Consider the following 25960-nt stretch of genomic DNA (forward strand, 5'->3'; position numbering starts at 1 on the left):
TATGTGTTTTTAAAGTGTTGCCGCACTCCTGAAGATCGAACGCACATACCCGCTGTTCCCGGATATCTGATAGTCTGCCGATCCACTTCCCTCCTCGCCCTTTGCCCCAGGCGAGAAGTCACAAAGCCGGGGCAAGGACAGTTCATAGCGGACTTCATCGTAGTACAGGGGATTTTTGCGTGATTTTAGGAGAGTTGGAGAGAGCGGTGCATGCCGGTACTTCCGGCACACCATCTCTGCTGTGCGTTCCGAAACGATTTTATTTATAATTCACGCGATTATGTTGAACGGACAAAAGGAATTTTAAGTAATGCCCATACTGGTGGTACGGTGACGGAACCCGACAGGAAATACCGGTTTTCATGGAAACTTCTTGGAGATATGAATGCCGGGAGGCCTAATCTTGGGCCCACAACACGCCTTGAAGCGTACCGCCTGATGCAGTTTACCTTCCGCGATGTGCTGGAGCAGGAGCTCGGGACAGAGAAGGCGGATGCGATCTTTTACCGGGCAGGTTTCCTGTCAGGGACCGAATTTTACAAAAATGCCCTGGGATCCCCCTCAGATCTTGCCAGCTTCATAAAAAAACTCCAGGACCAGCTTGCAGAGATGAAGATCGGCGTGCTCCGGATCGAGCGGGCGGACATCAAACAAGGTTCCTTTGTGATGACGGTATCCGAAGACCTTGACTGCTCGGGCCTGCCCGAGACCGGCTTTGGCGTCTGTGTCTATGACGAGGGTTTCATCGCCGGCCTCATGGAGGCCTTCACCGGTGTCCCGCATACGGTAAAAGAGATCGACTGCTGGTGCACCGGGGACCGGACCTGCCGGTTCTCCATAACACGGGTGGCAGCCCCGTAACAGAAGGGTGTGGGCACGTTTATGGGACCAAACAAGGCCAGGATGCCGGAAAAAGGATCTGCGGCCGACCCGGGAGCCGCAGTGCTTGCGGCAATCGAGCAGGCCCTCCACGAGGGAACCGCGCCCGAAGACTACACCGGTATCGCAGACGCAGCGACCCGGCAGCGGCTGGAGACGGTCGTTTCCGGGATTCTCTCTTCCGAGCAGTTTGCCCTTTCTATGGCAGAGGGAAATCTCTCGCCGGATCTTGCCGCAACAGGATACCTTGCCGGCAGCCTCAAGGCGCTCCAGTCCAGCCTCCGGCACCTGACCTGGCAGGCCGGGCAGATCGCGGGCGGCGATTACTCCCAGCGTGTCCGGTTCATGGGCGAGTTCTCGGCCTCGTTTAACTCCATGACCGCACAGCTTGCCCGCGAGGCAGCGGAAAGGAGCCGTCGCGAACAGGAGCTCCGGGATACAAACGAGGCTTTGTCCCGGGAGATTGCCGAGTACCAGCAGCTGCAACGGATGCTTGCGCTCACCAACCGGAAACTGGGCCTGCTTTCGAGCGTGACCCGGCACGATATCTCCAACAAGCTCCTGGCCCTGGGGGCCTATATCGACCTGATGCACGAGAATGTCCACCAGCCGGAAGTGCTCGAAGGCTACCTTAATTCCGAGGCAGAGATCTTAAAAATAATTAACGGCCAGATCCAGTTTGCCCGGGATTACGAGGATATCGGGATAAAAGAGCCGGTGTGGAACGATCTTGCCGCAATTCTTGCAGAGGCATATACGGGCCTTGCATTCGGGAATGTCAGGTTTGATGCCGCACCGGGTGGTGCGGAGATCTTTGCCGATCTCCTCATTGCAAAGGTCTTTTACAACCTGCTGGACAATGCCCTGCGGTACGGCGGGCCGGCCATGACAGAGATCCGGATCACGGCAGAAGAAGGCCCGGATGGTCTTTGTGTCATTGTGCAGGACAATGGTGCCGGCGTTGCAGAAGAAGACAAAGAGCAACTCTTTACCCGGGGATTTGGGAAGAACACGGGTTTTGGCCTCTTTCTCTCCCGGGAGGTCCTCTCTCTTACCGGGATCACGATCGCTGAAGAGGGCAGCCCGGGATCCGGGGCCCGGTTCCGGGTTACGGTCCCAAAAGGGCAGTACCGCTTCCGGTAAAATCCGGGAGGAAAAGATCTTTTTTTATACAGACTAAATGTATTTAACCCGGCTTGGGATAATCATGGATAGGATATTGTGTTCCGTGGAGCGGGCTTGCCGGATCCCGGCAGTGCCGGAACTTTCTCTGTATCATGAACGATGAAAATAGCCGTACGGGGTCGCAGGGAAAGCCCGGGGAAGGCCCGGTGCGGGATGCCGGCGATTATTCATTAAGGCTTTTTGATGATTTTCCAAATCCCATCTGGCGTTCGGGGCAGGATGCGAAGTGCAATTATTTTAACCGGGAATGGCTCGCATTTACCGGCCGGACCCTGGAGCAGGAACTGGGCTTCGGGTGGACAGAGGGGGTGCACCCTGAGGATCGTGACCGGTGCCTGAAAACCCTGCGTGATGCCTTTGACCGCCGTGCGCCTTTCGAGACAGAGTACCGGCTCCGGTACCATGACGGCACCTACCGCTGGCTCCTTGACTGCGGGAAACCGTACCACAATCCCGATGGCACATTTGCCGGGTACCTTGGCTCCTGTTACGACATCCATGCCCGCAGGGAAGCGGAGATCGCCCTTCTGGAAAGCGAGAAGCGGTACCGCGACATGTTCGAGATCAACAATGCAGTAATGTTCATTGTGGATCCGGAGAGCAGGCAGATTGTGGATGCAAACGCCGCTGCCTGCCGGTTTTACGGCTACTCACGGGACGAGATGCAGCATCTCCTTATCACGCAGATCAATATCCAGGACCCGCAAAAAACCACAAAGGACATGGGTGTTGCGGCCGCAAGCCCCGGGTCCGTGTTCCAGTTCCGGCACAAAAAAAAGAACGGCGAGATCCGGGATGTCGAAGTCTTCAGCGGCACGGTGTACTTTGGGGGCCGTAAGCTCCTGCATTCCATTATCCAGGATGTGACAGACCGCACACGGGGAGAGGAAGCACTCAAAGAGAGCGAAACGCAGTACCGCGACCTGGTCGAGAACGTAAGCGAGGTTATTGTCTCTCTGGACCATGAGGGGAAATTTACCTATGTCAGCCCTGTTGCACAACGGCTGTATGGCTATGCTCCCCAGGAGCTGATCGGGAAGAATTTCCTGCAGTTTGTCCACCCGGATGACCGCGACCGCGTCACGGATGTGTTCAGGAAAGAACTGTCCGGGATATACCTGGCTGATGAGTTCAGGGTCCTTGCACAGGACCACTCGATCCACTGGATCAGCGTTGCGCCACGCCCGATCGAACGGGACGGGAATGTTGTCGGTTTCAATTACGTGATGACCGATTTCACCGGCAGGAAAATAGCCGAAGAGGCGTTGCGCGAGAGCGAGCAGAAATTCCGCGAGATTTTCAGCAATATTAACGACGGGGTTGAAATCCACGAGCTGCAATCCGATGGTCTTCCCGGGAAGTATGTGGAGGCAAACGAGGTCTCCTGCCGGATGCTTGGGTATACGCGGGAGGAACTGCTGAAGATGGGCCCGTTTGATGTTGCCATTGATTACCAAAACCCCCCCATCACCGAGATCGCCCGGCAGTTCCTTACGCAGGGGCGGTCCCGGTTCGAGACCGGCCACCGCAACCGCCAGGGGACAGTTATCCCGGTGGAGATCAATGCCCATGTCATTTCCCTTGGCGGGAGGAAGCTGGTGCTCTCTGTTGTCCGGGACATAACTGCCAGGAAGAAAGCCGAGAAGGAAGAACAGCTCACCCGCGAACGGTTCGAGACGCTGGTAAAGATCGCCCGGATAGAGGATGCGGACGAACAGGAGATATCCGAATATATCCTGCAGGCCGCACGCCACATGACCGGAAGCACGCTTGCGTTTATCGGGAGAATGACACCGGATGAATCCGTGATGGAGATTGAGTTCTGGTCGTCATCGGTCATGAAAGAATGCAGTGTCCCTTCATCGTTCTTTCATCTCCCTGTACAAAAAGCCGGCCTCTGGGCGGATGCGGTACGGACCCGCCAACCAAAGATCGTCAACGATTATGCCCCCTCCCCCGGCGGGAAAGGGTTGCCATCAGGGCATGTGAACATCACCCGGTTCCTTTCGCTGCCCATCCTTGACAACGGGAAAGTTGTGATGGTCGCAGCGGTGGCAAACAAGCCCGAGCCTTATGATGACGCCGATGCGACCCGTTTAGCCCTCCTGATGCAGGGCGTATGGGGGCATCTCCAGCAGCGGAGAGCGGACGAAGCGCTGCGCGAGAGTGAAGAGAAATTCCGGCTCTTCTTTAACAACGTCAACGATGCAGTCTATGTCCATCAGATTGATCCCGACGGGAAGCCCGGCAGGCTGGTAGAAGTCAACGATATCCTGTGCCATAATCTCGGGTACACGCGGGAGGAACTCCTTTCGCTGTCGATACCGGATATCCTCAGTGAGGCAGGTCTGCGGCGGATTCAGGAGACTTCAGGAGTGATTGATCATGCCGGCCAGGCCATCTTTGAAACCGAACATCGCCGCAAGGATGGCAGCATTGTTCCGGTCGAAGTGAGTACCCACCGTTTCACCCAGGGAAAGATTCTGCTTGCGCTGGCAAACGCCCGGGATATTACCGAGCGCAAAAAGGCGGAAGAGGCACTCCTTGCAAGTGAACAGAAGTTCCACGATATCTTCAACAATTCGACAGATGCGATCCACATCAACGAGATCGGCGAGGACGGCTTGCCGGGGCGGTTCTCTGATGTCAACGAGGTCACCTGCCGTATGCTCGGGTACACCCGGGAGGAGATTCTGGCACTGGGCCCACAGGATATTGCAACATCCTACCACGATCCCCCGGTGGAGAAGATCCTTGAAGACCAGCGGACAAAAGGTGCGGCGCGGTTCGAGACAGAGTACCGTACCAGGAACGGGGGGATCATCCCGGTCGAGATCATCACCCACCGCATGATTCTCCAGGGCCGGCCGGTAATGCTTGAGGTTGTCCGGGACATCACGGATCGTAAAAAGGCTGAGGCCCTCCTTCGCGATTTCAACTGTGAACTCGAAGAGCAGGTAAAAGCCCAGACCGAAAAGATCAATGCCTCGTTAAATGAGAAGGTTCTTCTCCTTCGCGAGATCCACCACCGGGTGAAAAATAACCTCCAGCTGATAATCAGCCTGACCAATCTCCAGATGCGGGAGAGCAGTAACCCGCAACTGATCCAGATGATGAAAGAGACGCAGAACCGTGTCCGGGCAATGTCGCTTGTGCACGAGCGGCTGTACCAGTCAGATGACATTGCCCGGATCAACCTCGCCGATTATACCCGGTTCCTGGCTACCCAGATCTTTGGATTCTACGGGACCAGTGCCCGGCAGGTAAAACTCACCCTTGATGTGGACCGGATCATGCTGGATATCAACACCGCGATCCCGACAGGGCTTATCCTCAACGAGCTGGTCAGCAATGCGCTTAAGCACGCATTCCCGGACAACCTGGTCGGGGAAGTCTCGATTACTGCACGCGAGGAAGGAAACGCCTTTGTCCTCCAGGTCAGGGACACCGGGATAGGGATGCCTGCGGGGTTTGACTGGAAAGAGAGCCAGACGCTCGGCCTGCGCCTGGTATGGATCCTTACCGAGCAGCTCAACGGGACGGCCGAACTGCTGCCGGCAGAAAAGGGTACGGCATTTTCTCTCCGGCTCACCAAGGCAAAGGGAACGGACAGCACCGGGATGTGAGAGTGGGAAAAACGGGCAGTAAAGCCGGGTTACCGTACCAGAAGGGAGTACCGTTCCCGGTATAATAATCAGGAGAACCCGGTCGAGAGCCCTTCCCGGATATCTTTTTTCTTTTCCCTGTTGAGTTCCGTGATATACGCCTCGTACTCGTGGATCCTCATGCTGACCGGGAACGGGATGCCGATGGTGGAGAGGATCGCCTCGCCCTGGTCAAGGGTCTGGATCTCGATCTCCATTTTGGAAAGATCCTGCTTGGCACTGCCCATGATGATCTCGCGGTCGCCCCGGTCGCCAAGGCCCATGACGACAAATGTGTTGATCTGGGCAAGCACCTTGGGGTCCACGTTCTTTGGCTGCTGGGTGATCACGCAGAGGCCCACGCCGAACTTGCGGCCTTCCATGGCACATTCCCGGAAGATCTGGGTGGACGAGCCGCCGGCACCGAGTACCCTCTGCGCCTCTTCGATGGTGATGAGCACTTTTTTCTGTTCGGCAGGCTCGCTCTCAACGCCGAACTCCTCGGAGGACTTGCGATGGGCCTGCATGAGCCGGCGGGTTATCATGGAAAGGACAAAGAGCTCGCTCCTCTCGCCCATCCGGGGGATGTCGATCAAGACGACCTTGTTGTTATGGAGGTGTTTGAGGATCTCCGGTATGGCTGAGCCGGATTCGCGGAAGAATTTGCGGTTGCCCTGGACAATGGCACGGAGCCGGCGCTGGATGACCCCGAGTGTTCCCGGGTGGAATGAGCCCAGTTTCTCTGCAATCTCCGGGTGCGGCCCGGTGTACCGGTTTTCCTTTACCTCATCCGGCAGGGTGTCCACGTTTGCGGTAAGGAAGAAGGGGACAAGTTCGCTTCCCGAAATCTCGTCAAGGGTCTCGATCACGTCGCGCTGGGCCTGCGAGGAATCGTACAGCAGGTTTAAGTCCGAGAGCCGGAAATCGTCGTAGTCCAGCCAGAGGCTGGAGAGCGAGTATTTTTTCCGGTCGCCCTCGCTGATAGTAAAGACCACCAGGCCGTCCCTGCCATTGGTGTAATGGAGGAGGCCGAGCGTTTTTTTCCCGGTGCTCGAAAGGCCGCCCCGCACGTATTCGCCATGGGGATCGACCACGAGGAGACCGAACTGCTGCATTTTCATGCACGAGGCGCAGAAGGTTTTCATGAAATTGGACTTGCCCATGCCGGTGGTGGCAAAGACGCCCATGTGCTGGGGAAGAACTTTGCTATGGATCTTGACCGGGACTTCCTTTAACACGCCCTGGCCGGTCCGCATGACCCCGACCTCGATATCGCCCATTACTTTTGAAAGGAAGGCAAAATCGCCGGCCTCGGGCAGAGTGACGTCGGAAAATTTCACCGGGATGGTCCGGGGTTTCCGGAACGTGCCGGTCCTGTCGGTAAACCCGAGCGGGACTGCTTCCACCCCGATGAACACATCCTCCCCCAGGCCGTAGAACAGTTCGGAGAACGGGCGGGTATCCCAGTTTTTATCGGCAAAATTGCTCTCATGGAAGAGATCGATGACCTTTGCAAAGAAAGTGTATTCCTTTTTCTCATCGGAAATTTTTACGATATCCCCAACGAAGAGCTCTGCATCGTGGGGCACAATAAAGCGGTACGACAGGACGCTCTTTCCTATCAGCCGGAATTTTGTCTTATCGGTATTCTCAATATCGTTCAAAGTCATCATGGATATCACCAAACAGCAGATCGAATATCTCCCGGTCCATTCCTTTTGCTGCAAAGCCCTTTTTGAGGTCCTGCCTGACCAGCTCTGCACAATTCCCGTCGATTACCACGGTCCGGTGGGCATCGAGCAGCGGGTACGGGTACCCGGGAATCCTCCCGTCATCTGAGCAGGCAGCTGTTGCACTCATGATCCTTTCAACCATGCGATCTTCTGTTCCTTTGGGCAGCTCCATTTTGAGGGGGAAATGCGTTTTTTTGTGGAGCGATACAACATAGAGATCGCCTTTCCTTCCCCGTTTGTACACCTCGCTGTCCAGGTATTTTTCATCGATTCGTACCCACCAGGGCGAAGGTACGCCGGTGTTCCGGGCAAATCCGGTTACTGCCGGGAGAAGGGGGTGGCCCCCGCCCCAGGTTGCCCGGGTCCGCTTGGAAACTGCTGCAAGGAGCACGCCCCGTTTCTGTGCAATCCGGACAATGTCGTCAAGGATGGGATCATGGTTCGGATCGGTAATCCGCAGTGCCCCGTCAAGGAGGAGGAGCGATCCTTCCGGGAGCTCCTGTGCCTGTTTGAGCGCAATCCCGTACTCCAGCGTGTCGCGGAGGATCGCCGCGACCCGGTCCGCATCATTGTTCTTTAAGCCGGTGCCGGGAAAGATCCCAAAGCAGTTGTCCATGAGAAGCGCAAAATCTTCGTTCTCCTCTTCGGGGCCGACCGAGACCACGGTAAGCGGGGTGATGGCCCGGGCCAGTCGTTCCCCCCGGGAGAATGTTGTCTGGGCCGCACGGATGGCCGCAAGGGCAAAACTGCCCGACTCGGCGATGATGGCATTGCTCCCGTCAACTGCGCAGACAATGCCCGGAGTTTTTTTGCGGATGGGATGGAAGTCAGCACGGGTGAGCCGGGTATGGGTGGCAAACTGCTCTGCCAGATCATAGGGCATCTGGTGGCTGATGCGTTCGAGGATGAGCGTGAGCGATTCCTCGTAGGACTGATTTGGTGCCATCACTCAACCTCCCGGATCCGGCTTGCATTGTCCGGGCCCATCTCCACGACCAGCGTGTTTGCGAACTCTCCCTGGATCTCCGGGATGTGGGAGATGAGGAGGATCTGCGGGAAGCGCGATTCCTGCGTCCGCAGCGCCGTGAGCAGGTTGTTTCTCCTTTCCTCGTCCTGGCTCCCGAATATTTCATCGAAGATGAGGAAGGTGGATTCATGCACCTGGTGGAGCTCCGCTAAGTACCGCGAGAGGGCGATCCGCAATGCGACTGCAATATCGTCCTGCTCGCCACCCGAGAAGCGGTCAATCGGGTAATCGTTGTCCACGTCACGCACGAGGAGGTTGAAGTCCTCGTCAAGCAGCACCTGCTCGTACCTGCCGCCCGTAATCTCCGCGATGATCCGGCTTACCTCTCCTTCGAGCCGGCTCCGCACGACCTGCATGAGGTACACCACGTATTCGGCAATGAGGGCACGGGTCAGCTTTAACAGTTCGATCTCGTCTTTGAGCTCCGTGACCTGCTTCTGCAGGAGGACGATCTGCTCTGCCGTGCGCTGGTAGTCGGCGATCTTCTCTTCGGCAAATTTCCGGTCTCTTTTTGCATTTGCAATGGCGACATCGTTGTCCCGGAGAGCGGTGTCGGCTGCATTCTTCCGGTCCTCGGCCGCAGCGGTCTCTTGTGGGTTATACGGTGCCCCTGTGATTGCCTGCTCCAGCGTTTTTACCTCGGCATTGCGCTGTGCAATCCGCTCGGTGAGCCCGGCAAGCTGCTGCTTTAGGGAGACGGCCTGCCCGATCTTCTTCCCGAGCTCGGTAAACCGGGCCTGCGCCTTTCGTGCCGCTGCCTCTGCCTGCTCTGCTGCGCTGTATGCCGGTGCATCGAACGCAAGTGTTGCAAGAGCATCCGCATGGGCCTGCTCCTCCCGCTGCTTTGCACTGAGCCGGGCGGCAAGGTCGGCAATCGTGCTCTCGGACTCGGCCCGGCGCTTCAGGTTTGCCGCAAGGGTCCGGAGCTTTTCAAGGACCGGCCGCAGCGCTTCGATTGCGGCCTTCTCTTTTTCAAGGGTCTCCTGCTTTGCGAGGTCAGCAACGGCCCGGTCCTCCAGTTCGCGGAGTCGTGCGGTAAACTCCTTTTCGAGATCGCCATAGTGCTCCCCGAGTTTCTGCCGGCAGAGCGGGCAGGTGCCGTCCGGCCCGGCCCCGGCGATTGTTGCCCGGTCGGCTGCAATCTTCTCCCTTTCTTCTTTGTACTGTTGCTGCCGTGCCGCAAGGGTGCCGGTCCGCTTCATGAGTTCTGCGAGCCGGAAGTTCACCGCGGTTTCGAGCCGGTCGTCGGTTAGCTCCGGGCCGGCGCCAAGGTCTTTCCTGACCGTGGCGGCAAGCCGGGCGTACTCATCAGCGTCCTTTGCAAGTGCGGCAAGCCGGGCTTTTTCCGTTTCGATCCGGGCGGAAATTTCTGCGGCCTGCTTTTTTGCAAAACCAGCTTCGCCGGTGAGCCGCTGGTGTTCGGCTTTTTTTTGCGCGAGCATATCGAGCCGGGCCCGGACCTCCGCGTACGACCCGGCTGCCTTTTCGAGGCCGTGGTACTCCGCCTCGTCGTTTTTGAGCAGGGCAAGCGCCGATTCAACGGACTTCTGCTGGGCGGTCTCCCGGGCAAGTTCTCCTGTTACTGTCAGCTGCTGCTGCACGAGCCGGTCGTGTGCGGCCTTCTTCTCGGCAAGGATTTTGAGCCCGGCCTCGATCTCATCCCGCTGTTTGGTGAGAATGGCTTTCTGTTTTTCGTGCCCTGCAATTGCGGCAGTGAATGTGAGAAGGGAGGCCTTAAGGCGTGCAAGTTCCTCTTCGCTCTGCCGGCCGGCAAGAGCCGCAAGCTCGCCCTCCTTATGCTGGAGTCCGGCAGCCTTTTCATCGGCCTGTTTTTTTAAGACCGCGTCGCTCTCGGTTTTGAGATAATCGATCCCGAGCGCTTTCTGGAACCACTCTTTCCTCTTTGTCGGCGTGTTGTCGAGCAGGGTGAGGAGGTCTTTCTGGGCTGCGTAGATCGTATTTTTGAAATCTACCGGGCCCATCCCGAGCGTCCGTTTCACTTCGGCCTCGACCGGGCTCACTTCTTTTGCAACCAGCTGCCGGTTCCGGTAGAACTCTGCCTCATGGGTGACGGTCTTTCCCTTCTTAAAAGTCCGGATGATCTTGCAGGTGTCGCCCCCGATCCGGAATTCGAGGATAACCTCGCACTTCTCTTTTGGGGATGCAAAACCTGAAACAATGTAATCTGCGGAGATCCCGGTCGCTTTTACGCCATAGAGCGCAAAGAAGATCGCGGTGACAAGGCTTGACTTTCCCGTGCCGTTATTCCCGAGAATGCCGGTAATGCCGTCCTGGAACTTGATCTCCACGTGCCGGAACCTTTTGAAATTGGTGAGTTCGAGCCGGTCAAGGATCATTCCGCAGTCCCCCGGTGCTCATCCATCACGGATGCGAGGACTTCTTTTCCCCGGGAAAGGGCGTACTCCTTCTGTCTGGCGGAGAGCTGCTGTTTTGTTACAAAGCCCTCGAACTCCTGCAGGTAATCGATCATCCGGATATCCTGCTGGAGCGGGACCGGCGTGTCCTCCGCTTCGGACTTTACCCGGATCTTAAGGTCAAGGAGGTTTTCGCGGATTCCGGCAAGGTCTTTTGTGTCGATCCCTTTACCGTGCTCCCGCGACATGCCGTCAAGCGTTACCTGCGCCATGGCAAACTGCGGGAGGTTTTTCTTTGTGACTCGGGCTATGATCTCTTCGGTGATATCCCCGGGGTGCACACCATGGCATGCGATCGTGCCGCAGTCGGCCATCGGGGTTTTGGGGAGCTGGAGCGGCACAACCTCGTGCCGGCCCGGGTCCACGAGAAGGCCGCCCTTTTTGTCCCGGATCTCACCGTAGGTCAGGTACTCGGTGGATCCCGAATACCAGGCATTGTCCGTGATCTGCGCCTGGTTGTGGTAATGACCAAGCGCAATGTAATCGAAATCCGCGGAGAGGATCGTGCTGTCCAGCTCGTGCTCGGCAACGGTTGCGAGGCGCTTGTCTTTTATTGCGGTTGCAAGCCCGTGGGTCACGAGCACGTTAGTGTGGTCCCGGGAGAGGACAACCTGCTCAAAGGCCGTGCGGTAATCTTCGGGCCGGAGCATGTTTGGGATCAGGTGAAAGACCGTGTCGCCGAGCTCCACCTTCTCGTACCGGAACTTGTAGGCCGCGGTGATCTGCGAGGGGTGGTAGGAGATTACTTCAAAGGGCGAGGTGGTGTACCGGGTCTTGGTCATGCTGTGGTTCCCGGCAATTATCACGAGCGGGATACCGGCCGCATGGAGCCGTTCAAGTGCTTCGAGCACGGTCGTGTAGGCCCGGGTCTTGGGTTTTACCGTATCAAAAAGGTCGCCCGCGTGGACGAGCACGTCGGGCTTTTGGCAGATGATCTCATCAATCGCAGCAAGGAAATTATCGTAGATCTGCTTCTCGCGCAGGTTCATGCCTGAGTCGGGGTCGAGCCGGGAAAATGCGGCGAGGCCGAGGTGTGTATCTGCGATATGGACGAGCTTCATTGTGTCTGATTTTTATGTGGGCGGTGGTGGGATATAAGGAGGAGGGAGCGGGCGGTGAAACTAAAAATGGTTTATCAGTCCGTATCTTTTTCCCGGCGATCAGCCGCACTGGTGCATCCCGGGGAGGAAGGATAACAGGTGGAGGGCAATCCCCATCAGATCTGCGTATTAGTCTTTGCGTTTTTTCTGCCGTTCAATCAGACTATCTTTCACGTCATTGAGATTGTCTGGCAGCCACTCATGTCGCTCTTTGGTATAATCTCCGGTGCCGGTTTCATAGCTCTGGATAAACCGGGCCATGTCAACTGGTCCGAGTGTCTTTGTCAGTGCGTGAATCCCTTCTTTTCGTATTTCACTGATTGTTTTCATCAGTTGACACCTCCATGAGCCAGTGCACCGGGTTCTCCACCCGGATAGTTATTGCAGGGATTTTCCTTGCCAGCGTGATAATCTTATTGTCTGTTGTGAGGAAAATAACTTTTCCGCTCTGTGCACATGCGAGATGGAGTGCGTCGAACAGTTTAAGGCCTGCTTTCTGATACCCGGGCACCCGGCCAAAGACCGAGTCATCCAGTTCTATATACTCACTGATGATCGCAAGTTTCTGTTCTACCTTCAACCGTTTTTCAACGTCTGCCATACGTGATATTTCATCATCTATGACAACGCTGCCGACAAGCTCCCAGTCATGGCTGCACCGGTCAAGAATTGCGAGAATGGCCTCGCCCTCCAGTTGTATTTTCCGGTTCTGGAAATCATCAAACGGCCTGCACAAACAACAGACATCCATGTAGATTTTCATTTTCCTACCTCACCGATGATGATCATTTTGTCCCGTACGGCGCTGATGGTTTTTTCATCGGAAGAGAATTGTTCATAGGACATATCCTGTAAAAAGAGGCCGATCTTTTCCATCGCATCGAGAATATCTGTGAGATAAATGCCGGAATCCCTCATGCGTATTTCACATCAGCAAGAACGGATTTTTTGAGTTCGTTCCGGAGTGCACGCTCAGGCACAATATCGACCCAGTGGCCAAGGCGCTCTTCAAGAAAATATTTGAGCCGGGCAAGATCGAAGAGGTCTGCCCCATCAGCAAATGCCACGAGAAGATCGATATCGCTCCCTGGCCGCTGCTCGGACCGTGCATAGGATCCAAAGAGCCCGATTCGCTGCACCTTGTAATCCTTCACACGTTCGCGGTCCAGGAGTGACAGTGTCTCCAGGATCTCCTTCTGGGTGGTCATTATCTGCATCCGGTGTTTTTTTCCTACGCTGTTTTTCGTCCGGGATCTCATAAGGGTATGCACGGACGGGCAATTATGCCCGGGTTCTTCCTCCGAAAAATCCCGGCCATTTCGTTGTAACCTCACCTCTTCTCCAGCGCTTGCCTCTGCTTTGGGCATCTCCGGATCCATCCGTTTTCCCCCATTTGGGTCTCACTTACAGACCTTATCCCATCCGGGCCCAAATTGAGCCCGGATGACCTTTTTAGGATCCCATCGGAGCCCGTATCGGGCTCCGTTTCCCCACTTTCCAAAATAAGCCCAAATAAGCCGTATTTTTGCAATCGGACGATTTTAAAGGATCGCATAAAGGCCCTTTCCTGCCCTGATCTCTCTTCAATCGGGCATTTGTTCATTCCTGGAAAAAGGTGCCAAAAAAAGGCCTCTATGGGCCGTTAATGGGCATTATATGGGGCTCAATTTAGGCGTATTTCTGCAAACAGGGCTCAAATTGAGAGTATTTTCCACGCGAACCCAATCGGAGCGTTTTACGGGCTTTCCCTGGAGGGGCCCGGATCGGGAAAAGGGAATCCGGGCTTAATTTGGGCGTGTTTTTCCCGTGCAGGATGTGTCTTTTTCCCACTCCTCCGTCGGTAATGTATCCTTTACAGAATGGAAAACCAAGAGATCAAACCCCGTATCTTCCTGGAAAAAGGGTGGGTGGGAGGGGGGAAATGCCTGCCGCCCCTCACCTCCAATACCCGTTTTTCACAACCGCACACATACCATTTATGAGCGAATAATTGTGTAATTAAAAACAGCATGACGCAAAAGAAGCGTAACTTACCTCTGATGGTAGTCCTCCTTGCCCTTATAGAGGGACTGGCGATCTACCTCAATATGGTGGCACATCCTGACAGCCAGCCCACCCTCACCATCGTTATCGTTATTCTTTTTGCCGCGGTAAGCGGACTCGGGGTATGGTATGCCACACGAGTCCGTGGCATGGAATGGTCCTGACTGCCGATCCCTAACCCGTTCAGATCGTAAAGATCCGGCTCAGCACGGCATTGCATTCGCGGGCAAGCTCTTCATTGATCTCCCCAATCCCGCCTTCGATAAGATCCCGCGAAACGGTTGCCACCTTATCGAATTTTATCACCGATGCTCTCTTGAGCCCGGTGCCGGCAAAGGAAGGATTATCGGCGGGAATGAGAAGATCTAAAGTCTGCCGGGTGTTTTGGGATCCTTAATGAAATAAACGCCACGACAACATCCTGGTCGCTTTCATGGATGATAAGAGCAGGCCGCAGTTTTAACGCGCTCATGTCCGTGAAAGGAAAATGGATCAGGACTATTGCGCCTTTCATTGGTATCACACTTTGACGTCGGCAACCGTATAGAGATCAGGTTCGTTCTCAAGAAATCCCGAGAGCGAATGTTCCTCTACTGCATACAGGGCGTCCTTTGCGTCTCCCTCTTTTTTGGGAGATTTCACCATCTTTTTTGTGGGAGGATGACCTTTTGCCACCCGGGATGCGGCCTGCGCAGTCATGATACAGTGTTGTTGTTCCTGTGCCTCCATTAGGATTTCGGATCCGGCATATGCCGCTGCAATCCCGGGTCACCAAATTCCAAAAAGTCCAGGTCAGTCCCCCGAAAATATCCTCAAAACTCATCGAATCCAACGGGATTGGAATATACGAATTTGCAGGATTTTCCCGGGACTGATCAATCATTCAGCACGTATGAGTTATTCTTCCCCGATATCTTCGTTCCACAGTTCCGGCTTTGATCCTATGAAATCCTTCATGAGTTGTTTGCATTCGGGATTATCCAGGTTCAAAATTTTCACGCCCCGGGAACGCAGGTACTCCTCAGGTCCCTTGAAAGTCGCGTTTTCACCAATGACCACTCTGGGAATTTTATAGAGAAGAACAACCCCGCTGCACATATCACAGGGAGAGAGCGTGGAAAATAATGTCGCACGCTTATATTCTTTGGGCGTACGCCGGCCTGCATTTTCAAGACAATCCATCTCGGCATGCAGGATCGCGCTGTTGTTCTGCACCCGGCGATTATGTCCTCTCCCGACAATCTTCCCGTCAATCACAAGAACCGATCCAATAGGGATACCCCCTTCGGCAAGCCCTTTGCGTGCTTCGAGAATTGCTTCCTGCAGGTTCTGTTCCAGGAACTGGTCCATAGGTTGAACTCTGCGCTTCCTGGGTTTTAATTTTCCGCCGTGTCTTTTGTCGCAGCGTTGTGTAAGGGTATCCCCCTGCAAAATATCGTTTTGTGGGGAACCATACCAGGTACAATTTTTAAAAATTAAAAAAAAAAGGTTTTCCCGGACGGCCGGAAGCGGTATACAAGGGCAGTACCCGCTATTCTTCGCATGTGAACTCGATGTCATCCCCCATATGCTCGGAGCCCCAGTCGCAGAGCTCATCGAGGATCGGGATCAGGGATTCTCCCTTTTTTGTAAGCGAATATTCAACCTTTGGCGGGACCTGTGCGTACACTTTTCTTTTAACGAGCCCGTCTTTTTCCAGTTCACGGAGTTCTTTGGTGAGCATCCTCTGGGTGATCCGGGGCTCGACCTTGTCCACGATCTGGCTGAACCGGAGCGTCCCCTCCTTAAGCGTGTAGATGACCAGCGGCTTCCACTTGCCCCCGATCACGTCAAGGGTAGCCTCGATCGGCCAGCTGTATTTGTATTTTTTCGGTGGGATTTTCATAGTATCAAACCTGTCAGTAGGTAACATGTTTGTTTGTACGCACTATTTATGTCATACTCACTTGATATATACCACAGGAACACTGGGGATACTGCCCGGAGCAGTTGAAGGATCATCTCTATGGAAATTATTTCCGCACGGTTCGTGACTGGTAAATTCATGAGGGAGAGTGCGTAGCCATGCCCGCTGCAGCAAGGGCCGGGAACCGTTCTCGCCCCAATGCCGTGCTCGTGCTCATCCTTGCCGGCTACCTGATGATCGTCCTCGACATCGCGATCGCCATCACTGCGCTGCCGCAGATCCATACTTCTCTTGGCTTCTCGGACACCGGGCTCTCCTGGGTACAGAATGCCTATATGCTCACGTTCGGGGGGCTGCTCCTGCTCGGGGCACGGTCCGGCGATATTCTCGGCCGGCGCCGCATGTTTGTTCTGGGGATTGGTATCTTTACGGCAGCCTCGCTTGCGGTTGGTCTGGCACCATCTGCTGTAGTTCTTGTTGGGGCCCGTGCTCTTCAGGGAGTGGGTGCAGCTATCCTTGCCCCGTCAACCCTCGCGCTTCTCATGGCAAACTTTCCCGAGGGACGCGAACGCACGCGTGCAGTGGCATACTATGGCGCCGTTGCCGGGGTCGGGGCAAGTCTTGGTCTTGTGCTCGGCGGTATCCTCACTACGTGGATCTCCTGGCGTGTTGCGTTCTTCGTGAACGTGCCCATCGGGATCGCCATGATGCTTGCTGCACCGTATTACCTCACCGAAACGGAGCAGCGCCCGGGCCGGTTCGATCTTGCCGGCGCCATCACCTCGACCCTGGGGATGACGGCGCTCGTGTACGGCATTGTCAATTCCGCGACCGCCGGCTGGGGCGATCCCACAACAATCATGGCCCTTGCTGCAAGCGTCCTCCTGCTCGCGTTCTTTATCTTTAATGAATGGCGGGCAGATCAGCCGATCATGCCGCTGCGCCTGTTTGCAAGCCGCGAGCGCACGGGGGCGTACGCAGCCCGTATCCTCTTTCTTGGGGCAATGCTTGGCTTCTGGTTTTTTATCACCCAGTTCCTCCAGGTCGTGGACGGCTTTTCCCCAATTGAGGCCGGCCTTGCCTTTTTCCCGATGACCGTTGCAAACTTTGTCGTGGCGGTCTATGTCCCGCAGATGACACGGCGGTTTGGCAACGGGCGCCTGCTTGCCGGGGGTCTTGCCATCACTCTTGTGGGAATGTTCTGGCTGAGCCGGCTCTCTGCCGACAGCGCCTACGGTACCGGCATAGCGCTGCCAATGATCCTGATCGGCATCGGCCAGGGTGCATCCCTTGCCCCGCTCACGGCATCCGGTATTGCCGGGGTCACAAAAGAAGATGCAGGCGCGGCATCAGGGCTCGTCAACGTTGCCCACCAGCTGGGCGGTTCGCTCGGGCTTGGTATCCTTGTGACGGTGTTTGCCGCTGCCGGTTCCGCTGCGCTTGCCGGACCCCAGCTCCTCGCGGTCCGCGTGGCGGCATCGCTGTCGGGCGGGACGATGATGCTCGGGATCGCCTTTGTCATCGTCATGCTCTTGATCGTATGGCCCGGTACCGTACCCGGGAATCAGAACGTACCGGAGAAAATGAACTATCCGGAGGTACAAAAATGAAGGTATTACTGGTAAACGGCAGCCCGCACAAGAAGGGCTGCACATGGACTGCTCTTTCTGAAGTTGCAAAAACCCTGAAGAAAGAGGGTATCGAATCTGAAATTTTCTGGATTGGCATAAAACCGCTCGCGGGTTGTACCGCGTGCAGGACATGTGTCAAAACCGGGCGCTGCATGTTTGACGACACGGTAAACGAGTTCCTCGATATCGCAAAAGATGCGGACGGCTACATCTTCGGATCGCCGGTACATTATGCTGCTGCATCCGGTGCATTGACGTCATTTATGGATCGTGTGTTCTATACTGACATGCTGGCCGGCAGACAGATATTTTACTTAAAGCCGGCAGCGGCAGTTGTCTCTGCCCGTAGAGCGGGGACAACGGCCACCTTTGACCAGATCAACAAGTATTTCACTATCTCGGAGATGCCCGTGATCTCGTCCCGGTACTGGAACATGGTCCACGGGGCACAACCGGCTGATGTGGAAAAGGATGAAGAAGGCCTGCAGACCATGCGGGTGCTTGCACGGAACATGGCGTTTTTCCTCAAATGCAAGGAAGCTGGTCTTAAGGCCGGTGTACAGCTCCCGGTGCGTGAAGAGAGAGTCTTCACGAATTTTATCCGGGATTAAATTCAGAAGACTGACGCGGGACTGGGGGAGATACTGACGCAATCTCAGAAAAATCCGCTGAAGAGCAGTGAACTCATGAAAGCAGAGAGATAAGGAGGAAAGAACATGGATTCATCAAAAGAGATGCCCGTACCGGCAATCTTCCCGAAAGGGGAGAAGATCTCCGGGGGAGGCATCGTAAATGACCATTTCACCGGGACGGCATGGCTTTCCATGCTTGTTCCCGATGACGGGACCTATCACTGTCCCATCTACAATGTGACGTTTGAGCCGGGTGCACGGAACAACTGGCACAAACATCCCGGCGGACAGATCCTGCTGGTCACTGGAGGCAGGGGGTACTACCAGGAAGAGGGAAAACCTGCACGAGAACTGCATGCCGGGGATGTGGTAACCATCCCCCCTCAGGTAAAACACTGGCATGGCGCTGCGCCGGACAGCGGCTTTGTCCATATCGGGATCACGGCAAACCCCGGGCTCGGAGATGCCCGGTGGCTGGAGCCCGTAACTGATGAGGAATATCAGAAACTTGACTGATAGATCAAACCAGATGTCTGGGGAGAGATAGATCATGAACGTTGAGGGGTCAAAATGCCTGATCGCGTATTTCTCGCGTGCAGGATACAACTATGTCGGCGGGCAGATCGTTAACCTGCCGGTGGGTAACACTGAAGTTGTTGCAAAAATGATCCGGGAACTGAACGGAGGCGACCTGTTTCACATAGAACCGGTGAAAAAGTATCCTGCGGATTATACAGAGACCACTGATGTAGCAAAAGAGGAGCTCCGCACCAGTGCCCGGCCAAAGCTTGCCGGCCATGTGGAGACCGTGGCAGCGTATGATGTTGTTTTTCTCGGCTACCCCAACTGGTGGGGAACAATGCCGATGCCGGTGTTTTCCTTTTTAGAGGAATGCGATCCCGCCGGAAAGACCATTGCCCCGTTCTGCACGCACGAGGGAAGCGGTCTCGGGCACAGTATTGCGGATATCAAAAAAACGTGCCCGCAGTCAACGGTCCTCGATGGTCTTGCCATCCGGGGTGGCACGGTGAAAAACGCCCACGACAACGTGGCCGGGTGGCTGCGTGAGATCGGGATGACTGCAAAAAAGTAAGACCGTTGTCTCGAAAAGAATGTTGATCGTTAAAAAAATCTACACAAAACCGGTGAATGAACGATGTTATACAGAAAAATGCCCAAAAACGGGGACAACCTTTCCATCCTCGGGTTCGGATGCATGCGCCTCGCCGCGAAAGCAGATGGTTCGATCGATGAAGAGAGGGCAACAAAGCAGCTGCAATATGCCATTGATCACGGAGTAAATTATGTTGATACGGCCTGGCCTTATCACATGGGAGAGAGCGAGCCATTTGTAGGCCGTGCCCTTACGGGCGGATACCGCAGGAAGGTCAAAATCGCAACAAAACTCCCCTCGTGGCTTATCGAAAAGCGCGAGGACATGGACAAATTCCTGAATGCCCAGCTGGCAAAACTCCAGACCGATCACATCGACTATTACCTGGTTCACGCCCTTGTCGGCGAGCTGTGGGACAATGTCGAAAAGCTGGGTGTGGCGGATTTCTTAGACAAGGCAAAAGCCGACGGCCGGATCAAAAATGCCGGCTTCTCCTTCCACGGGGCCGGCGAAGATTTCTCCCGGATCGTTGACGCGTACCCCTGGGATTTCTGCCAGATCCAGTACAATTTCCTTGACGAGAAGAACCAGGCAGGTACCAAAGGTCTTGAATATGCTGCCTCAAAAGGCCTTGGCGTTGTCATCATGGAACCTCTGCGGGGCGGCAACCTGACAAGGACCGTTCCTGCGGCAGTTCAGGAGATCTGGAACGAAGCCCCGGTGAAACGATCGCCGGCGGAATGGGCCCTGCGCTGGATCTGGAATCATCCTGCGGTTACGGTTGTCCTTTCCGGGATGAACGATGAGTCACACATCAAAGAGAACCTTGCAATCGCAGATACGGCAACTCCCGGTTCGCTCACCGCGGCAGAACTCAGTCTTGTCCAACGGGTGGAAAAAAAGTACCGCGAGCTCTTGAAAGTGGGCTGTACCGGCTGCCAGTACTGCATGCCCTGCCCGCAGGGCGTCAATATCCCGCTCTGTTTTGAGCAGTACAACAATCTGTACCTGACCGGCAATACCGATGGGGAAAAATTCATGTACGCCGCACGGCTGGGCGGTGCGGTCGGGCTTGGGACGCCCGCGTATGCATCGTTGTGCGTGCAGTGCGGAGAGTGCGCTGAAAAATGTCCCCAGCACCTTGAGATCCCAACGCTTCTTGAATCCGTGGTAAAAGAGCTCGAAGGGCCTGGGTTTGAGGAACGGGTGGCCATGGCACGGCAGATGTTCAAACAGGCAGGTCAACAGGAGGTAAAAGAATGAAAGTAATCCTCGTTAACGGGAGCCCCCACAAGAAAGGATGTACCTATACAGCACTGGACGAAGTGGCAAAAACGCTCTGAACTGCCACCCGCGCCCAGATGTCATGCTCCTTTTTTCTTCTTGCAAAAGATCGCAGATGGCTCTAAACCACTATAACTCTTCTTTACCCCGGGTGCAATCGATATCCTGATCACAAGAGGCAGACCGGATTGTGGTACCTGAACCGGCACGCTGCATCGGGCCAGGACCGGGAAAATTTTCCGGAAACGCGGTAGGCGGCATGGTACGAATGGTGGCGGAGAAGTGGGAAGACAGGCTGAATGCATGATCCGGCCTGACAACCTTTCCCGGAATCCTCCAAAGGTACCGCGACCCGCAGCGCGAATATTTATATTGTCAACATGCAGATATTGACTCATGCTTCTGCAGACCAATGAGAAGCAGTTTGAGTTCTGGAAGATGCGGCGCAACGGCGTGGCCAATATCCGGATCGCCGATCTCTTTGGGATCTCACGCCAGGCGGTCTCCCGGGCACTCCAGCTTATGGACGGTAAGATCGAATCAACCCTGCGGGAGATGGCGCTCGCAAACCAGATCGAGATCGAAAAAATTGATCTGGAACGGGGAGTCCTTATCGGGAAATCAATTCCCTTCCGGACTGCTGCGGTTGTCTTTATCTCCGCACGGCATGGTGTCCAGGTCTGGTACGAGCATGACGGCAACTGCGGGACCTGCCCGAGATACACCCGGTGCATCGAACTCATCTGGGATTATGCCACGGAACTCGGTATCAGGATCGAAAAGACTGCCGATCCGACAAAGATGGCAGAGGAACTCTTTGCAAAACTCTAAGGTGAACGGATGATCACACGGATTTCTGATTATATCCACGAACGGTTGGGCTGGTGCCCGAATGTACAGTTATCCCAGAATATGCCGGTGCCTCCGGTTGCAGCACCTGTCCCCATGCAGAGTGCTCCCTCCGGGGGGAGAGGAGATGCGGGATCAGATCGGGACAGCCGGCGCCGGCATCGCGGCAGGCACATGGGCCTGATCCCGGCCGGGCTCCTTATTGGCCTTGGTATCGGCCTTCTTCTCGGCCATCCCGTATCTGCCCTGTTCATCGGGCTTGGGCTTGGGTTTGTAGCAACGGCATTTGTGCGCCAGGCCGGATGCACAGGGGAAAACGGCACCCCGGCGGTACATTCCTGCGAAAGGCGCTCCTGGTGTGCGCTTATCGGTGTATTTTTTATCCTGTTTGGGATCTGTTTTGTCTGGATCCCCGGGCTCCTGTGGCCGTATCTCCTCGCCGCATTCCTGATCCTTTTGGGGATCGGCATCCTTATCCACAGTTATTTCCATAATGGCCGGTTTGTGGACCCCTGAATTCTTTTTGGTACGAAAAAAGTTCCGGATACATCCCGCAAAGGAGGAATTTTTCTCCTTTACACTGTAGATCTTCTGTGGCCCCGTTTTTGCCGGACTTTTCCCGGGGCCCGGACGAACCAAAAAAAATTATTTCACGAGAGATTTTCCCAGTGCCTCAGCTTCTTTGAGTTTTTCCGGGAATTTTTTAATATCCTTGGGCTTGATGCATTCGTTCTGCCAGATAAATCCGCCATCGACACATCCCAGGTACCCAAAGACATTTTTCACGTACGCATTAATGGGAAGAAGACCCTCGGGCGGCATGCCTCCGCAGGTGAGCGCAAGAACGATCTTTTTGCCCCGGGGAAAATCAATGGTGAAATCCGGCTTTAAGTGCGCATAGAACCGGTCGATGAACGGGTATGCCTGTGCATTGAGCCGGCCCCAGTATACGGGCGAGCCAAAGACTATGGCATCCGCGTTTGCCATCGTATTCCAGAGCTCTTCCATATCGTCATCGATGATGCAGCCATCCCCGCTCTTGCAGCTCTCGCATCCGGTGCAGGGCGAGATCTCTTTTTCCGTGAGCCGGACAAGTTCGGTTGCTGCCCCGGCCTTTTTTGCCCCTGCAAGGATGTGTTCCACCAGGGTCTGGCTGTTTGCGCCTTTTCTGGGGCTTGTTGCAATTCCTAAAACTTTCATACGGGAAGAGGTGACGTAAGGGAAAATAAAATCTTTCCTGCAATGCCGTTACCGGGGCTGATGGTTTTTAAGGACCGTTCACAGAGCAGAACGGGTCCTCGGCCGTAACGTCTCCCATAAGAGCCCGGGCCCGGACCCGGCATCCGCCACCGCAGAGGGAAAGGTACGTGCACGAGCCGCACTTCCCGCCAACTACGGCAGGCCGGGTGCGGAACCGGGCAAGCACCGGATTTTTCTCATCGTTCCAGAGAAGAGAAAACGGCCGGTCCCGGATATTTCCCACAAGAAACTCCGGCGACCGGGCAAACTGGCAGGGGTACACGTTCCCGCGTGGATCCACGTTTGCCACCCGGTCGCCGGCGCTGCATCCCCCGTTGAGCGAAGACAGGAGTTCCTTGGCCTCGGCAAGGTCCGGTGAGTTGTCGCGCTCCATGGAGTGGATCAGGTGGATGCAGTCCTGCGGGGCATCGACCGTGAGAAATTCCATCTGGTCCGGTGGGATTTCCTGCGCCGTGTGGTACAGGAGCGTAAGCGCCTGCGTGACCTCCTCTGCGCCCAGCTGGAGCCGATAATAAGCATCGCTCCCCCGCCCGCAGGGCACCAGCCAGTACAGGCAGAACCGCGATGCCCCTAGATCCTGCGAGAGCTGCACAAGGGATCCGAGTTCGGCAAGGTTCTCTTTTGTCAGCGTTACCCGCACGCCGCACCGGACCCCGGCCTTTTTGCACCGGGCAAAGGCGGCGGTGGCCCGGGCAAACGCTCCCGGCGTGTTCCTGAACCGGTCATGGGTCGCGGCAGTTGCACCGTCAAGCGAGATCCCCGCGTACTCGATCCCGCTTGCCTTGATCTTTGCTGCCACTTCATCGGTGATGAGCGTACCGTTCGTGCTGAGCGCGGTCTTGATCCCCTTATCCCGGCAGTGCCCTGCCAGCTGCCAGATATCGGGACGGACCAGCGGCTCCCCGCCGGTAAAGATGACAAGCGGGATGCCGGCCGCAGCGAGATCGTCGATGAACGCGAGCGCTTCATTTGTCGACAGTTCTCCCTGTGTCGGGCTGTCCGGGGCCGAGCGGCTGTAGCAGTGCGTGCAGGAAAGATTGCAGCGGTCGGTGAGGTTCCAGAAAACAACAGGTCTTCTCATCCCGGAAAATGCGAGGTACCGGGCCGGGACATCGCCATGCCGGTGTTTCATCACGGCACTCACCGTTCCCTTCCCGTGCAGGCACTGGGTGATCCGGTTCATGATCCCCTCCCGTTCCCGTTGATCCGTACATGGGGGACACGCTTGAACTCCTCGGTGCTAAAGAGGACAAGATAATCCGAAAGGCCGGCTGCACCGGCCAGTTTCCGGATCTCGTCTTCGACAGCTTCACGGGAGCGCCCGTGGTGAACGGTATAGAGGGAGTACTCCCACCGCCCCGGCACGGGCCGGCGCTCATAGCAGTGGGTGACCGACGGAAAGGAGGCAAGGATAGCGCCGGTCTTTTCGGCAGGTTTTTTGTCACAGCGCCAGGCCACAAGGGCATTTGCAGAGATACCGAGCTTTCGCTGGTTGATCCGGGCCCGGAACCGCCGGATCACACCGGCCGCATGAAGTTTTTGTGTTCGTGCGAGCACTTCCTCAGCCGAAAGCCCGAGACGTTTCCCGATCTCTGCAAACGGCTCGGGAACGAGCGGGAGCCCGTCTTCGAGGGCTGCAAGGATCTGTATATCGATGGGGTCCATCATGAGTCCTCCTTTTTGCCCGGCGCCAGTGGGAACCGGACATCGATCTTGATCTTTTTTACGGTGGGCAGGTCGAGGCAGTCGTCCCGGGAGAACCCGGTCCGGGTAAGGATCCCCGTAAGGATCTTTTCAAGCGCCCCCTCATTTTCTGCCGAGAGCGTAAACCAGAGCGAGTACTGGTGGTCCCGCTGGAAATTGTGCGATACTTCCGGGTACTGGTTGATCAGTTCTGCCACCCCATGGATCCTTTCCGCCGGGACCGGGAGGGCAACAAGCGTTGCAGCCGTAATGCCGAGCGCCCGGGATTCGATGATGGGCGAGATCCCGCGGATCACACCCTTCTCATACAGGTATTTGAGCCGTTCGAGCAGGAGCGGTTCCGGGATATTCAGCCGGGATGCAATAGCCGCAAAGGGCCGGGCCACGAGCGGAATGTCCTGCTGGAGTTCGTCAAGGATGTTGAGGTCGAGTGTGTCTGTTGCTGTGTTGTCGTTCATCTAGCTGCCTCCCGGTTCGTACGGGCACCACGGGTCTTCTGCACAGAGTTCTCCCGCGATCGCTGAGGGTTTTAGAAGGCCGTCGCACCAGCGGGACGAGAATGCCTCTGCCCCCCGGTAGGCCCGGGCCCGGCATCCGCCGCAGGTGGTCTTGTATTCACATCGCCCGCATTTCCCGGTGAGCCGGTTCGGGTCGCGCAGTGCGTGAAACAGGTGCGATTCGTTCCAGATCCGGTCAAAGGGAATATCCCGGACATTGCCGGCACTCACCGGCAGGTACGGGCAGGGGGTTACATCGCCGTTTGCATAGATGCGGCAGTAGCTTATCCCGGCAATGCAGCCCCGGCCCCAGTCGGGTTTTGTAACTCCGAGGTCTGCGGCAATCCTCCGGAACTGCGGAGCGCAGGTAGGACGGAGGTTTACGTTGCTGTCACAGTACTTCAGGAGTACCCGCCGGATCACATCCTCATACTCGCGGGGATTTTCCGGCCCGGTCCCCCCGGCCCTCCCGGTCGGGACGGGAAAGAAAACCTGGTAGTCCCGGACCCCGAGATTTTTGCCGAGCGCCACCACGGATTCTATGTCTCCTGCAGCCGGCCGCACCGCGGTCATGTTGATCTGCACCCCGATCCCTTCCTCTGTGCAGTTCTTGATTGCAGCAACGGCCCGCTCCCATGCGCCGCTCACCCCGCGGAACGAATCGTGCACTGCCGGATCTGCCGAATCAAGGCTGATGGCCGCAGCCCGGATCCCGGCCTCTTTGAGCCGGGCAGCCATGGGACGGTCGAGGAAGTACCCGCTTGTCCCCATCACCATCCGCAGGCCCCGGTCGGTCCCGTACCGGGCGATCGTGCAGAGATCGTCACGCATGAGGGGCTCGCCGCCCGAGAGTACAACCACCGGCGTCCCGGTGGCCCGGATCCGGTCAAGGACCCCGAGTGCCTCATCCGTGGAGAGCACGCCTGGAGCCTCTCTTGTGCCTGCATCCACGTAACAATGGGAACATTTCAGGGGGCACCTGAGGGTAAGGTTCCATGAAATTATGCGAGGTGCGCCTGACGTATCGTTCACCGGTT

The 25960-nt window shown here is 56.1% G+C and carries 29 protein-coding genes; 11 read left to right on the forward strand and 18 right to left on the reverse strand.

Features of this window, described 5'->3' with window-relative positions:
* Nucleotides 1–9 precede the first annotated feature (9 nt).
* Nucleotides 10–234 carry a hypothetical protein gene (locus MBOO_RS13825; protein ID WP_157677599.1) on the reverse strand — a complete coding sequence of 75 codons (225 nt, stop codon included), beginning with the start codon at nucleotides 232–234 and terminating at the stop codon, nucleotides 10–12.
* Nucleotides 235–330: 96 nt separating this feature from the next.
* Here MBOO_RS13825 and MBOO_RS04885 point away from each other — a divergent pair, with 96 nt between their 5' ends.
* From MBOO_RS04885 to MBOO_RS12995, 3 genes are all read left to right on the forward strand, one after another.
* Nucleotides 331–861 (forward strand): V4R domain-containing protein, encoded by a 531-nt coding sequence (locus MBOO_RS04885; protein WP_012106477.1) that lies wholly within the window; start codon nucleotides 331–333, stop codon nucleotides 859–861.
* A 21-nt stretch (nucleotides 862–882) separates the two neighbouring features.
* Nucleotides 883–2022, forward strand: coding sequence for a sensor histidine kinase (locus tag MBOO_RS12990; RefSeq protein ID WP_012106478.1), 1140 nt, complete (start codon nucleotides 883–885; stop codon nucleotides 2020–2022).
* 134 nt (nucleotides 2023–2156) lie between these two features.
* The gene (locus MBOO_RS12995; protein WP_012106479.1) at nucleotides 2157–5690 is read left to right on the forward strand and encodes a PAS domain S-box protein; all 3534 of its coding nucleotides are present in this window, start codon (nucleotides 2157–2159) and stop codon (nucleotides 5688–5690) included.
* 68 nt (nucleotides 5691–5758) lie between these two features.
* Here MBOO_RS12995 and MBOO_RS04900 read toward each other — a convergent pair whose 3' ends face one another.
* The 8 genes from MBOO_RS04900 to MBOO_RS04930 all read right to left on the reverse strand — a co-directional run bounded on the left by MBOO_RS04900 (nucleotide 5759) and on the right by MBOO_RS04930 (nucleotide 13211).
* On the reverse strand, nucleotides 5759–7381 hold the full coding sequence (locus tag MBOO_RS04900; protein WP_012106480.1) for an ATP-binding protein: 1623 nt from the start codon (nucleotides 7379–7381) through the stop codon (nucleotides 5759–5761).
* Nucleotides 7359–8387, reverse strand: coding sequence for a DNA double-strand break repair nuclease NurA (locus MBOO_RS04905; RefSeq protein ID WP_012106481.1), 1029 nt, complete (start codon nucleotides 8385–8387; stop codon nucleotides 7359–7361). Before MBOO_RS04905 ends, MBOO_RS04900 begins: the two co-directional genes overlap by 23 nt.
* Nucleotides 8387–10825 (reverse strand): AAA family ATPase, encoded by a 2439-nt coding sequence (locus MBOO_RS04910; RefSeq protein ID WP_012106482.1) that lies wholly within the window; start codon nucleotides 10823–10825, stop codon nucleotides 8387–8389. The genes MBOO_RS04905 and MBOO_RS04910 overlap by 1 nt, the downstream gene beginning before the upstream one ends.
* The gene (locus MBOO_RS04915; RefSeq protein ID WP_012106483.1) at nucleotides 10822–11964 is read right to left on the reverse strand and encodes a metallophosphoesterase family protein; all 1143 of its coding nucleotides are present in this window, start codon (nucleotides 11962–11964) and stop codon (nucleotides 10822–10824) included. Before MBOO_RS04915 ends, MBOO_RS04910 begins: the two co-directional genes overlap by 4 nt.
* A gap of 168 nt (nucleotides 11965–12132) precedes the next feature.
* Nucleotides 12133–12333 (reverse strand): hypothetical protein, encoded by a 201-nt coding sequence (locus MBOO_RS04920; RefSeq protein ID WP_012106484.1) that lies wholly within the window; start codon nucleotides 12331–12333, stop codon nucleotides 12133–12135.
* A complete protein-coding gene (locus MBOO_RS04925; protein WP_012106485.1) occupies nucleotides 12317–12766 on the reverse strand; it encodes a PIN domain-containing protein in 450 nt (149 codons plus the stop codon). The genes MBOO_RS04920 and MBOO_RS04925 overlap by 17 nt, the downstream gene beginning before the upstream one ends.
* The gene (locus MBOO_RS13830) at nucleotides 12763–12921 is read right to left on the reverse strand and encodes a HepT-like ribonuclease domain-containing protein (RefSeq protein WP_157677600.1); all 159 of its coding nucleotides are present in this window, start codon (nucleotides 12919–12921) and stop codon (nucleotides 12763–12765) included. The genes MBOO_RS04925 and MBOO_RS13830 overlap by 4 nt, the downstream gene beginning before the upstream one ends.
* Nucleotides 12918–13211, reverse strand: a complete 294-nt coding sequence (locus MBOO_RS04930) for a nucleotidyltransferase family protein (protein WP_012106486.1) — start codon at nucleotides 13209–13211, stop codon at nucleotides 12918–12920. Before MBOO_RS04930 ends, MBOO_RS13830 begins: the two co-directional genes overlap by 4 nt.
* 801 nt (nucleotides 13212–14012) lie before the next feature.
* Between MBOO_RS04930 and MBOO_RS13835 the strand changes: the two genes are divergently transcribed.
* Complete coding sequence (locus MBOO_RS13835; protein WP_157677601.1) at nucleotides 14013–14210, forward strand: hypothetical protein; 198 nt, start codon at nucleotides 14013–14015, stop codon at nucleotides 14208–14210.
* Between the two features lie 19 nt (nucleotides 14211–14229).
* Here MBOO_RS13835 and MBOO_RS14145 read toward each other — a convergent pair whose 3' ends face one another.
* The 4 genes from MBOO_RS14145 to MBOO_RS04950 form a co-directional block, all read right to left on the reverse strand.
* Entirely contained in the window at nucleotides 14230–14352 is a 123-nt protein-coding gene (locus tag MBOO_RS14145; protein ID WP_232385632.1) for a hypothetical protein, read from the reverse strand.
* 213 nt (nucleotides 14353–14565) lie between these two features.
* Nucleotides 14566–14745: a hypothetical protein gene (locus MBOO_RS04940; RefSeq protein ID WP_048068297.1), complete on the reverse strand. Its 180-nt coding sequence runs from the start codon at nucleotides 14743–14745 to the stop codon at nucleotides 14566–14568.
* A gap of 198 nt (nucleotides 14746–14943) precedes the next feature.
* Nucleotides 14944–15396 (reverse strand): nucleoside deaminase, encoded by a 453-nt coding sequence (locus tag MBOO_RS04945; RefSeq protein ID WP_048068298.1) that lies wholly within the window; start codon nucleotides 15394–15396, stop codon nucleotides 14944–14946.
* 181 nt (nucleotides 15397–15577) lie between these two features.
* The gene (locus tag MBOO_RS04950) at nucleotides 15578–15931 is read right to left on the reverse strand and encodes a winged helix-turn-helix transcriptional regulator (RefSeq protein WP_012106489.1); all 354 of its coding nucleotides are present in this window, start codon (nucleotides 15929–15931) and stop codon (nucleotides 15578–15580) included.
* A 179-nt stretch (nucleotides 15932–16110) separates the two neighbouring features.
* On the opposite strand from MBOO_RS04950, the gene MBOO_RS04955 reads away from it, so the two are divergent.
* The 7 genes from MBOO_RS04955 to MBOO_RS04985 all read left to right on the forward strand — a co-directional run bounded on the left by MBOO_RS04955 (nucleotide 16111) and on the right by MBOO_RS04985 (nucleotide 21978).
* Nucleotides 16111–17562 carry an MFS transporter gene (locus tag MBOO_RS04955; protein ID WP_012106490.1) on the forward strand — a complete coding sequence of 484 codons (1452 nt, stop codon included), beginning with the start codon at nucleotides 16111–16113 and terminating at the stop codon, nucleotides 17560–17562.
* A complete protein-coding gene (locus MBOO_RS04960) occupies nucleotides 17559–18194 on the forward strand; it encodes a flavodoxin family protein (RefSeq protein WP_012106491.1) in 636 nt (211 codons plus the stop codon). Before MBOO_RS04955 ends, MBOO_RS04960 begins: the two co-directional genes overlap by 4 nt.
* Before the next feature lie 105 nt (nucleotides 18195–18299).
* Nucleotides 18300–18731, forward strand: a complete 432-nt coding sequence (locus tag MBOO_RS04965) for a cupin domain-containing protein (protein WP_012106492.1) — start codon at nucleotides 18300–18302, stop codon at nucleotides 18729–18731.
* Nucleotides 18732–18765: 34 nt separating this feature from the next.
* Entirely contained in the window at nucleotides 18766–19308 is a 543-nt protein-coding gene (locus tag MBOO_RS04970) for a flavodoxin (protein ID WP_012106493.1), read from the forward strand.
* 63 nt (nucleotides 19309–19371) lie between these two features.
* The gene (locus MBOO_RS04975; protein WP_012106494.1) at nucleotides 19372–20592 is read left to right on the forward strand and encodes an aldo/keto reductase; all 1221 of its coding nucleotides are present in this window, start codon (nucleotides 19372–19374) and stop codon (nucleotides 20590–20592) included.
* Nucleotides 20593–21009: 417 nt separating this feature from the next.
* Nucleotides 21010–21444, forward strand: a complete 435-nt coding sequence (locus MBOO_RS04980; protein WP_012106495.1) for a hypothetical protein — start codon at nucleotides 21010–21012, stop codon at nucleotides 21442–21444.
* Nucleotides 21445–21453: 9 nt separating this feature from the next.
* Nucleotides 21454–21978 (forward strand): hypothetical protein, encoded by a 525-nt coding sequence (locus tag MBOO_RS04985; protein ID WP_012106496.1) that lies wholly within the window; start codon nucleotides 21454–21456, stop codon nucleotides 21976–21978.
* A gap of 129 nt (nucleotides 21979–22107) precedes the next feature.
* Here MBOO_RS04985 and MBOO_RS04990 read toward each other — a convergent pair whose 3' ends face one another.
* The 5 genes from MBOO_RS04990 to MBOO_RS05010 form a co-directional block, all read right to left on the reverse strand.
* A complete protein-coding gene (locus tag MBOO_RS04990; protein WP_012106497.1) occupies nucleotides 22108–22662 on the reverse strand; it encodes a flavodoxin family protein in 555 nt (184 codons plus the stop codon).
* A gap of 67 nt (nucleotides 22663–22729) precedes the next feature.
* Complete coding sequence (locus tag MBOO_RS04995) at nucleotides 22730–23905, reverse strand: radical SAM/SPASM domain-containing protein (protein WP_012106498.1); 1176 nt, start codon at nucleotides 23903–23905, stop codon at nucleotides 22730–22732.
* On the reverse strand, nucleotides 23902–24390 hold the full coding sequence (gene ahbB / locus MBOO_RS05000) for a siroheme decarboxylase subunit beta (RefSeq protein WP_012106499.1): 489 nt from the start codon (nucleotides 24388–24390) through the stop codon (nucleotides 23902–23904). The genes MBOO_RS04995 and ahbB overlap by 4 nt, the downstream gene beginning before the upstream one ends.
* Complete coding sequence (locus MBOO_RS05005) at nucleotides 24387–24884, reverse strand: Lrp/AsnC family transcriptional regulator (RefSeq protein ID WP_012106500.1); 498 nt, start codon at nucleotides 24882–24884, stop codon at nucleotides 24387–24389. Before MBOO_RS05005 ends, ahbB begins: the two co-directional genes overlap by 4 nt.
* A complete protein-coding gene (locus MBOO_RS05010) occupies nucleotides 24885–25955 on the reverse strand; it encodes a radical SAM/SPASM domain-containing protein (RefSeq protein WP_012106501.1) in 1071 nt (356 codons plus the stop codon). It lies immediately after the preceding gene.
* Nucleotides 25956–25960 lie beyond the last annotated feature (5 nt).

Origin of the sequence: Methanoregula boonei 6A8 (assembly GCF_000017625.1) — an archaeon.
Lineage (GTDB): Archaea > Halobacteriota > Methanomicrobia > Methanomicrobiales > Methanospirillaceae > Methanoregula > Methanoregula boonei.

Bases quoted from the DNA above. Each gene is read 5' to 3' on its own strand.
- MBOO_RS04950 (WP_012106489.1), bottom strand. From the start codon at position 15,931: ATGAAAATCCCACCGAAAAAATACAAATACAGCTGGCCGATCGAGGCT.
- MBOO_RS04910 (WP_012106482.1), bottom strand. From the start codon at position 10,825: ATGATCCTTGACCGGCTCGAACTCACCAATTTCAAAAGGTTCCGGCAC.
- ahbB (WP_012106499.1), bottom strand. From the start codon at position 24,390: ATGATGGACCCCATCGATATACAGATCCTTGCAGCCCTCGAAGACGGG.
- MBOO_RS12990 (WP_012106478.1), top strand. From the start codon at position 883: ATGGGACCAAACAAGGCCAGGATGCCGGAAAAAGGATCTGCGGCCGAC.
- MBOO_RS04905 (WP_012106481.1), bottom strand. From the start codon at position 8,387: ATGGCACCAAATCAGTCCTACGAGGAATCGCTCACGCTCATCCTCGAA.
- MBOO_RS04920 (WP_012106484.1), bottom strand. From the start codon at position 12,333: ATGAAAACAATCAGTGAAATACGAAAAGAAGGGATTCACGCACTGACA.
- MBOO_RS04970 (WP_012106493.1), top strand. From the start codon at position 18,766: ATGAACGTTGAGGGGTCAAAATGCCTGATCGCGTATTTCTCGCGTGCA.
- MBOO_RS04940 (WP_048068297.1), bottom strand. From the start codon at position 14,745: ATGACTGCGCAGGCCGCATCCCGGGTGGCAAAAGGTCATCCTCCCACA.
- MBOO_RS12995 (WP_012106479.1), top strand. From the start codon at position 2,157: ATGAACGATGAAAATAGCCGTACGGGGTCGCAGGGAAAGCCCGGGGAA.
- MBOO_RS04945 (WP_048068298.1), bottom strand. From the start codon at position 15,396: ATGGACCAGTTCCTGGAACAGAACCTGCAGGAAGCAATTCTCGAAGCA.
- MBOO_RS04985 (WP_012106496.1), top strand. From the start codon at position 21,454: ATGATCACACGGATTTCTGATTATATCCACGAACGGTTGGGCTGGTGC.
- MBOO_RS04960 (WP_012106491.1), top strand. From the start codon at position 17,559: ATGAAGGTATTACTGGTAAACGGCAGCCCGCACAAGAAGGGCTGCACA.
- MBOO_RS04995 (WP_012106498.1), bottom strand. From the start codon at position 23,905: ATGAACCGGATCACCCAGTGCCTGCACGGGAAGGGAACGGTGAGTGCC.
- MBOO_RS04930 (WP_012106486.1), bottom strand. From the start codon at position 13,211: ATGACCACCCAGAAGGAGATCCTGGAGACACTGTCACTCCTGGACCGC.
- MBOO_RS04955 (WP_012106490.1), top strand. From the start codon at position 16,111: ATGCCCGCTGCAGCAAGGGCCGGGAACCGTTCTCGCCCCAATGCCGTG.
- MBOO_RS04975 (WP_012106494.1), top strand. From the start codon at position 19,372: ATGTTATACAGAAAAATGCCCAAAAACGGGGACAACCTTTCCATCCTC.
- MBOO_RS04980 (WP_012106495.1), top strand. From the start codon at position 21,010: ATGCTTCTGCAGACCAATGAGAAGCAGTTTGAGTTCTGGAAGATGCGG.
- MBOO_RS13825 (WP_157677599.1), bottom strand. From the start codon at position 234: ATGGTGTGCCGGAAGTACCGGCATGCACCGCTCTCTCCAACTCTCCTA.
- MBOO_RS13835 (WP_157677601.1), top strand. From the start codon at position 14,013: ATGACGCAAAAGAAGCGTAACTTACCTCTGATGGTAGTCCTCCTTGCC.
- MBOO_RS13830 (WP_157677600.1), bottom strand. From the start codon at position 12,921: ATGAGGGATTCCGGCATTTATCTCACAGATATTCTCGATGCGATGGAA.
- MBOO_RS04915 (WP_012106483.1), bottom strand. From the start codon at position 11,964: ATGAAGCTCGTCCATATCGCAGATACACACCTCGGCCTCGCCGCATTT.
- MBOO_RS04990 (WP_012106497.1), bottom strand. From the start codon at position 22,662: ATGAAAGTTTTAGGAATTGCAACAAGCCCCAGAAAAGGCGCAAACAGC.
- MBOO_RS04900 (WP_012106480.1), bottom strand. From the start codon at position 7,381: ATGATGACTTTGAACGATATTGAGAATACCGATAAGACAAAATTCCGG.
- MBOO_RS04965 (WP_012106492.1), top strand. From the start codon at position 18,300: ATGGATTCATCAAAAGAGATGCCCGTACCGGCAATCTTCCCGAAAGGG.
- MBOO_RS04925 (WP_012106485.1), bottom strand. From the start codon at position 12,766: ATGAAAATCTACATGGATGTCTGTTGTTTGTGCAGGCCGTTTGATGAT.
- MBOO_RS05005 (WP_012106500.1), bottom strand. From the start codon at position 24,884: ATGAACGACAACACAGCAACAGACACACTCGACCTCAACATCCTTGAC.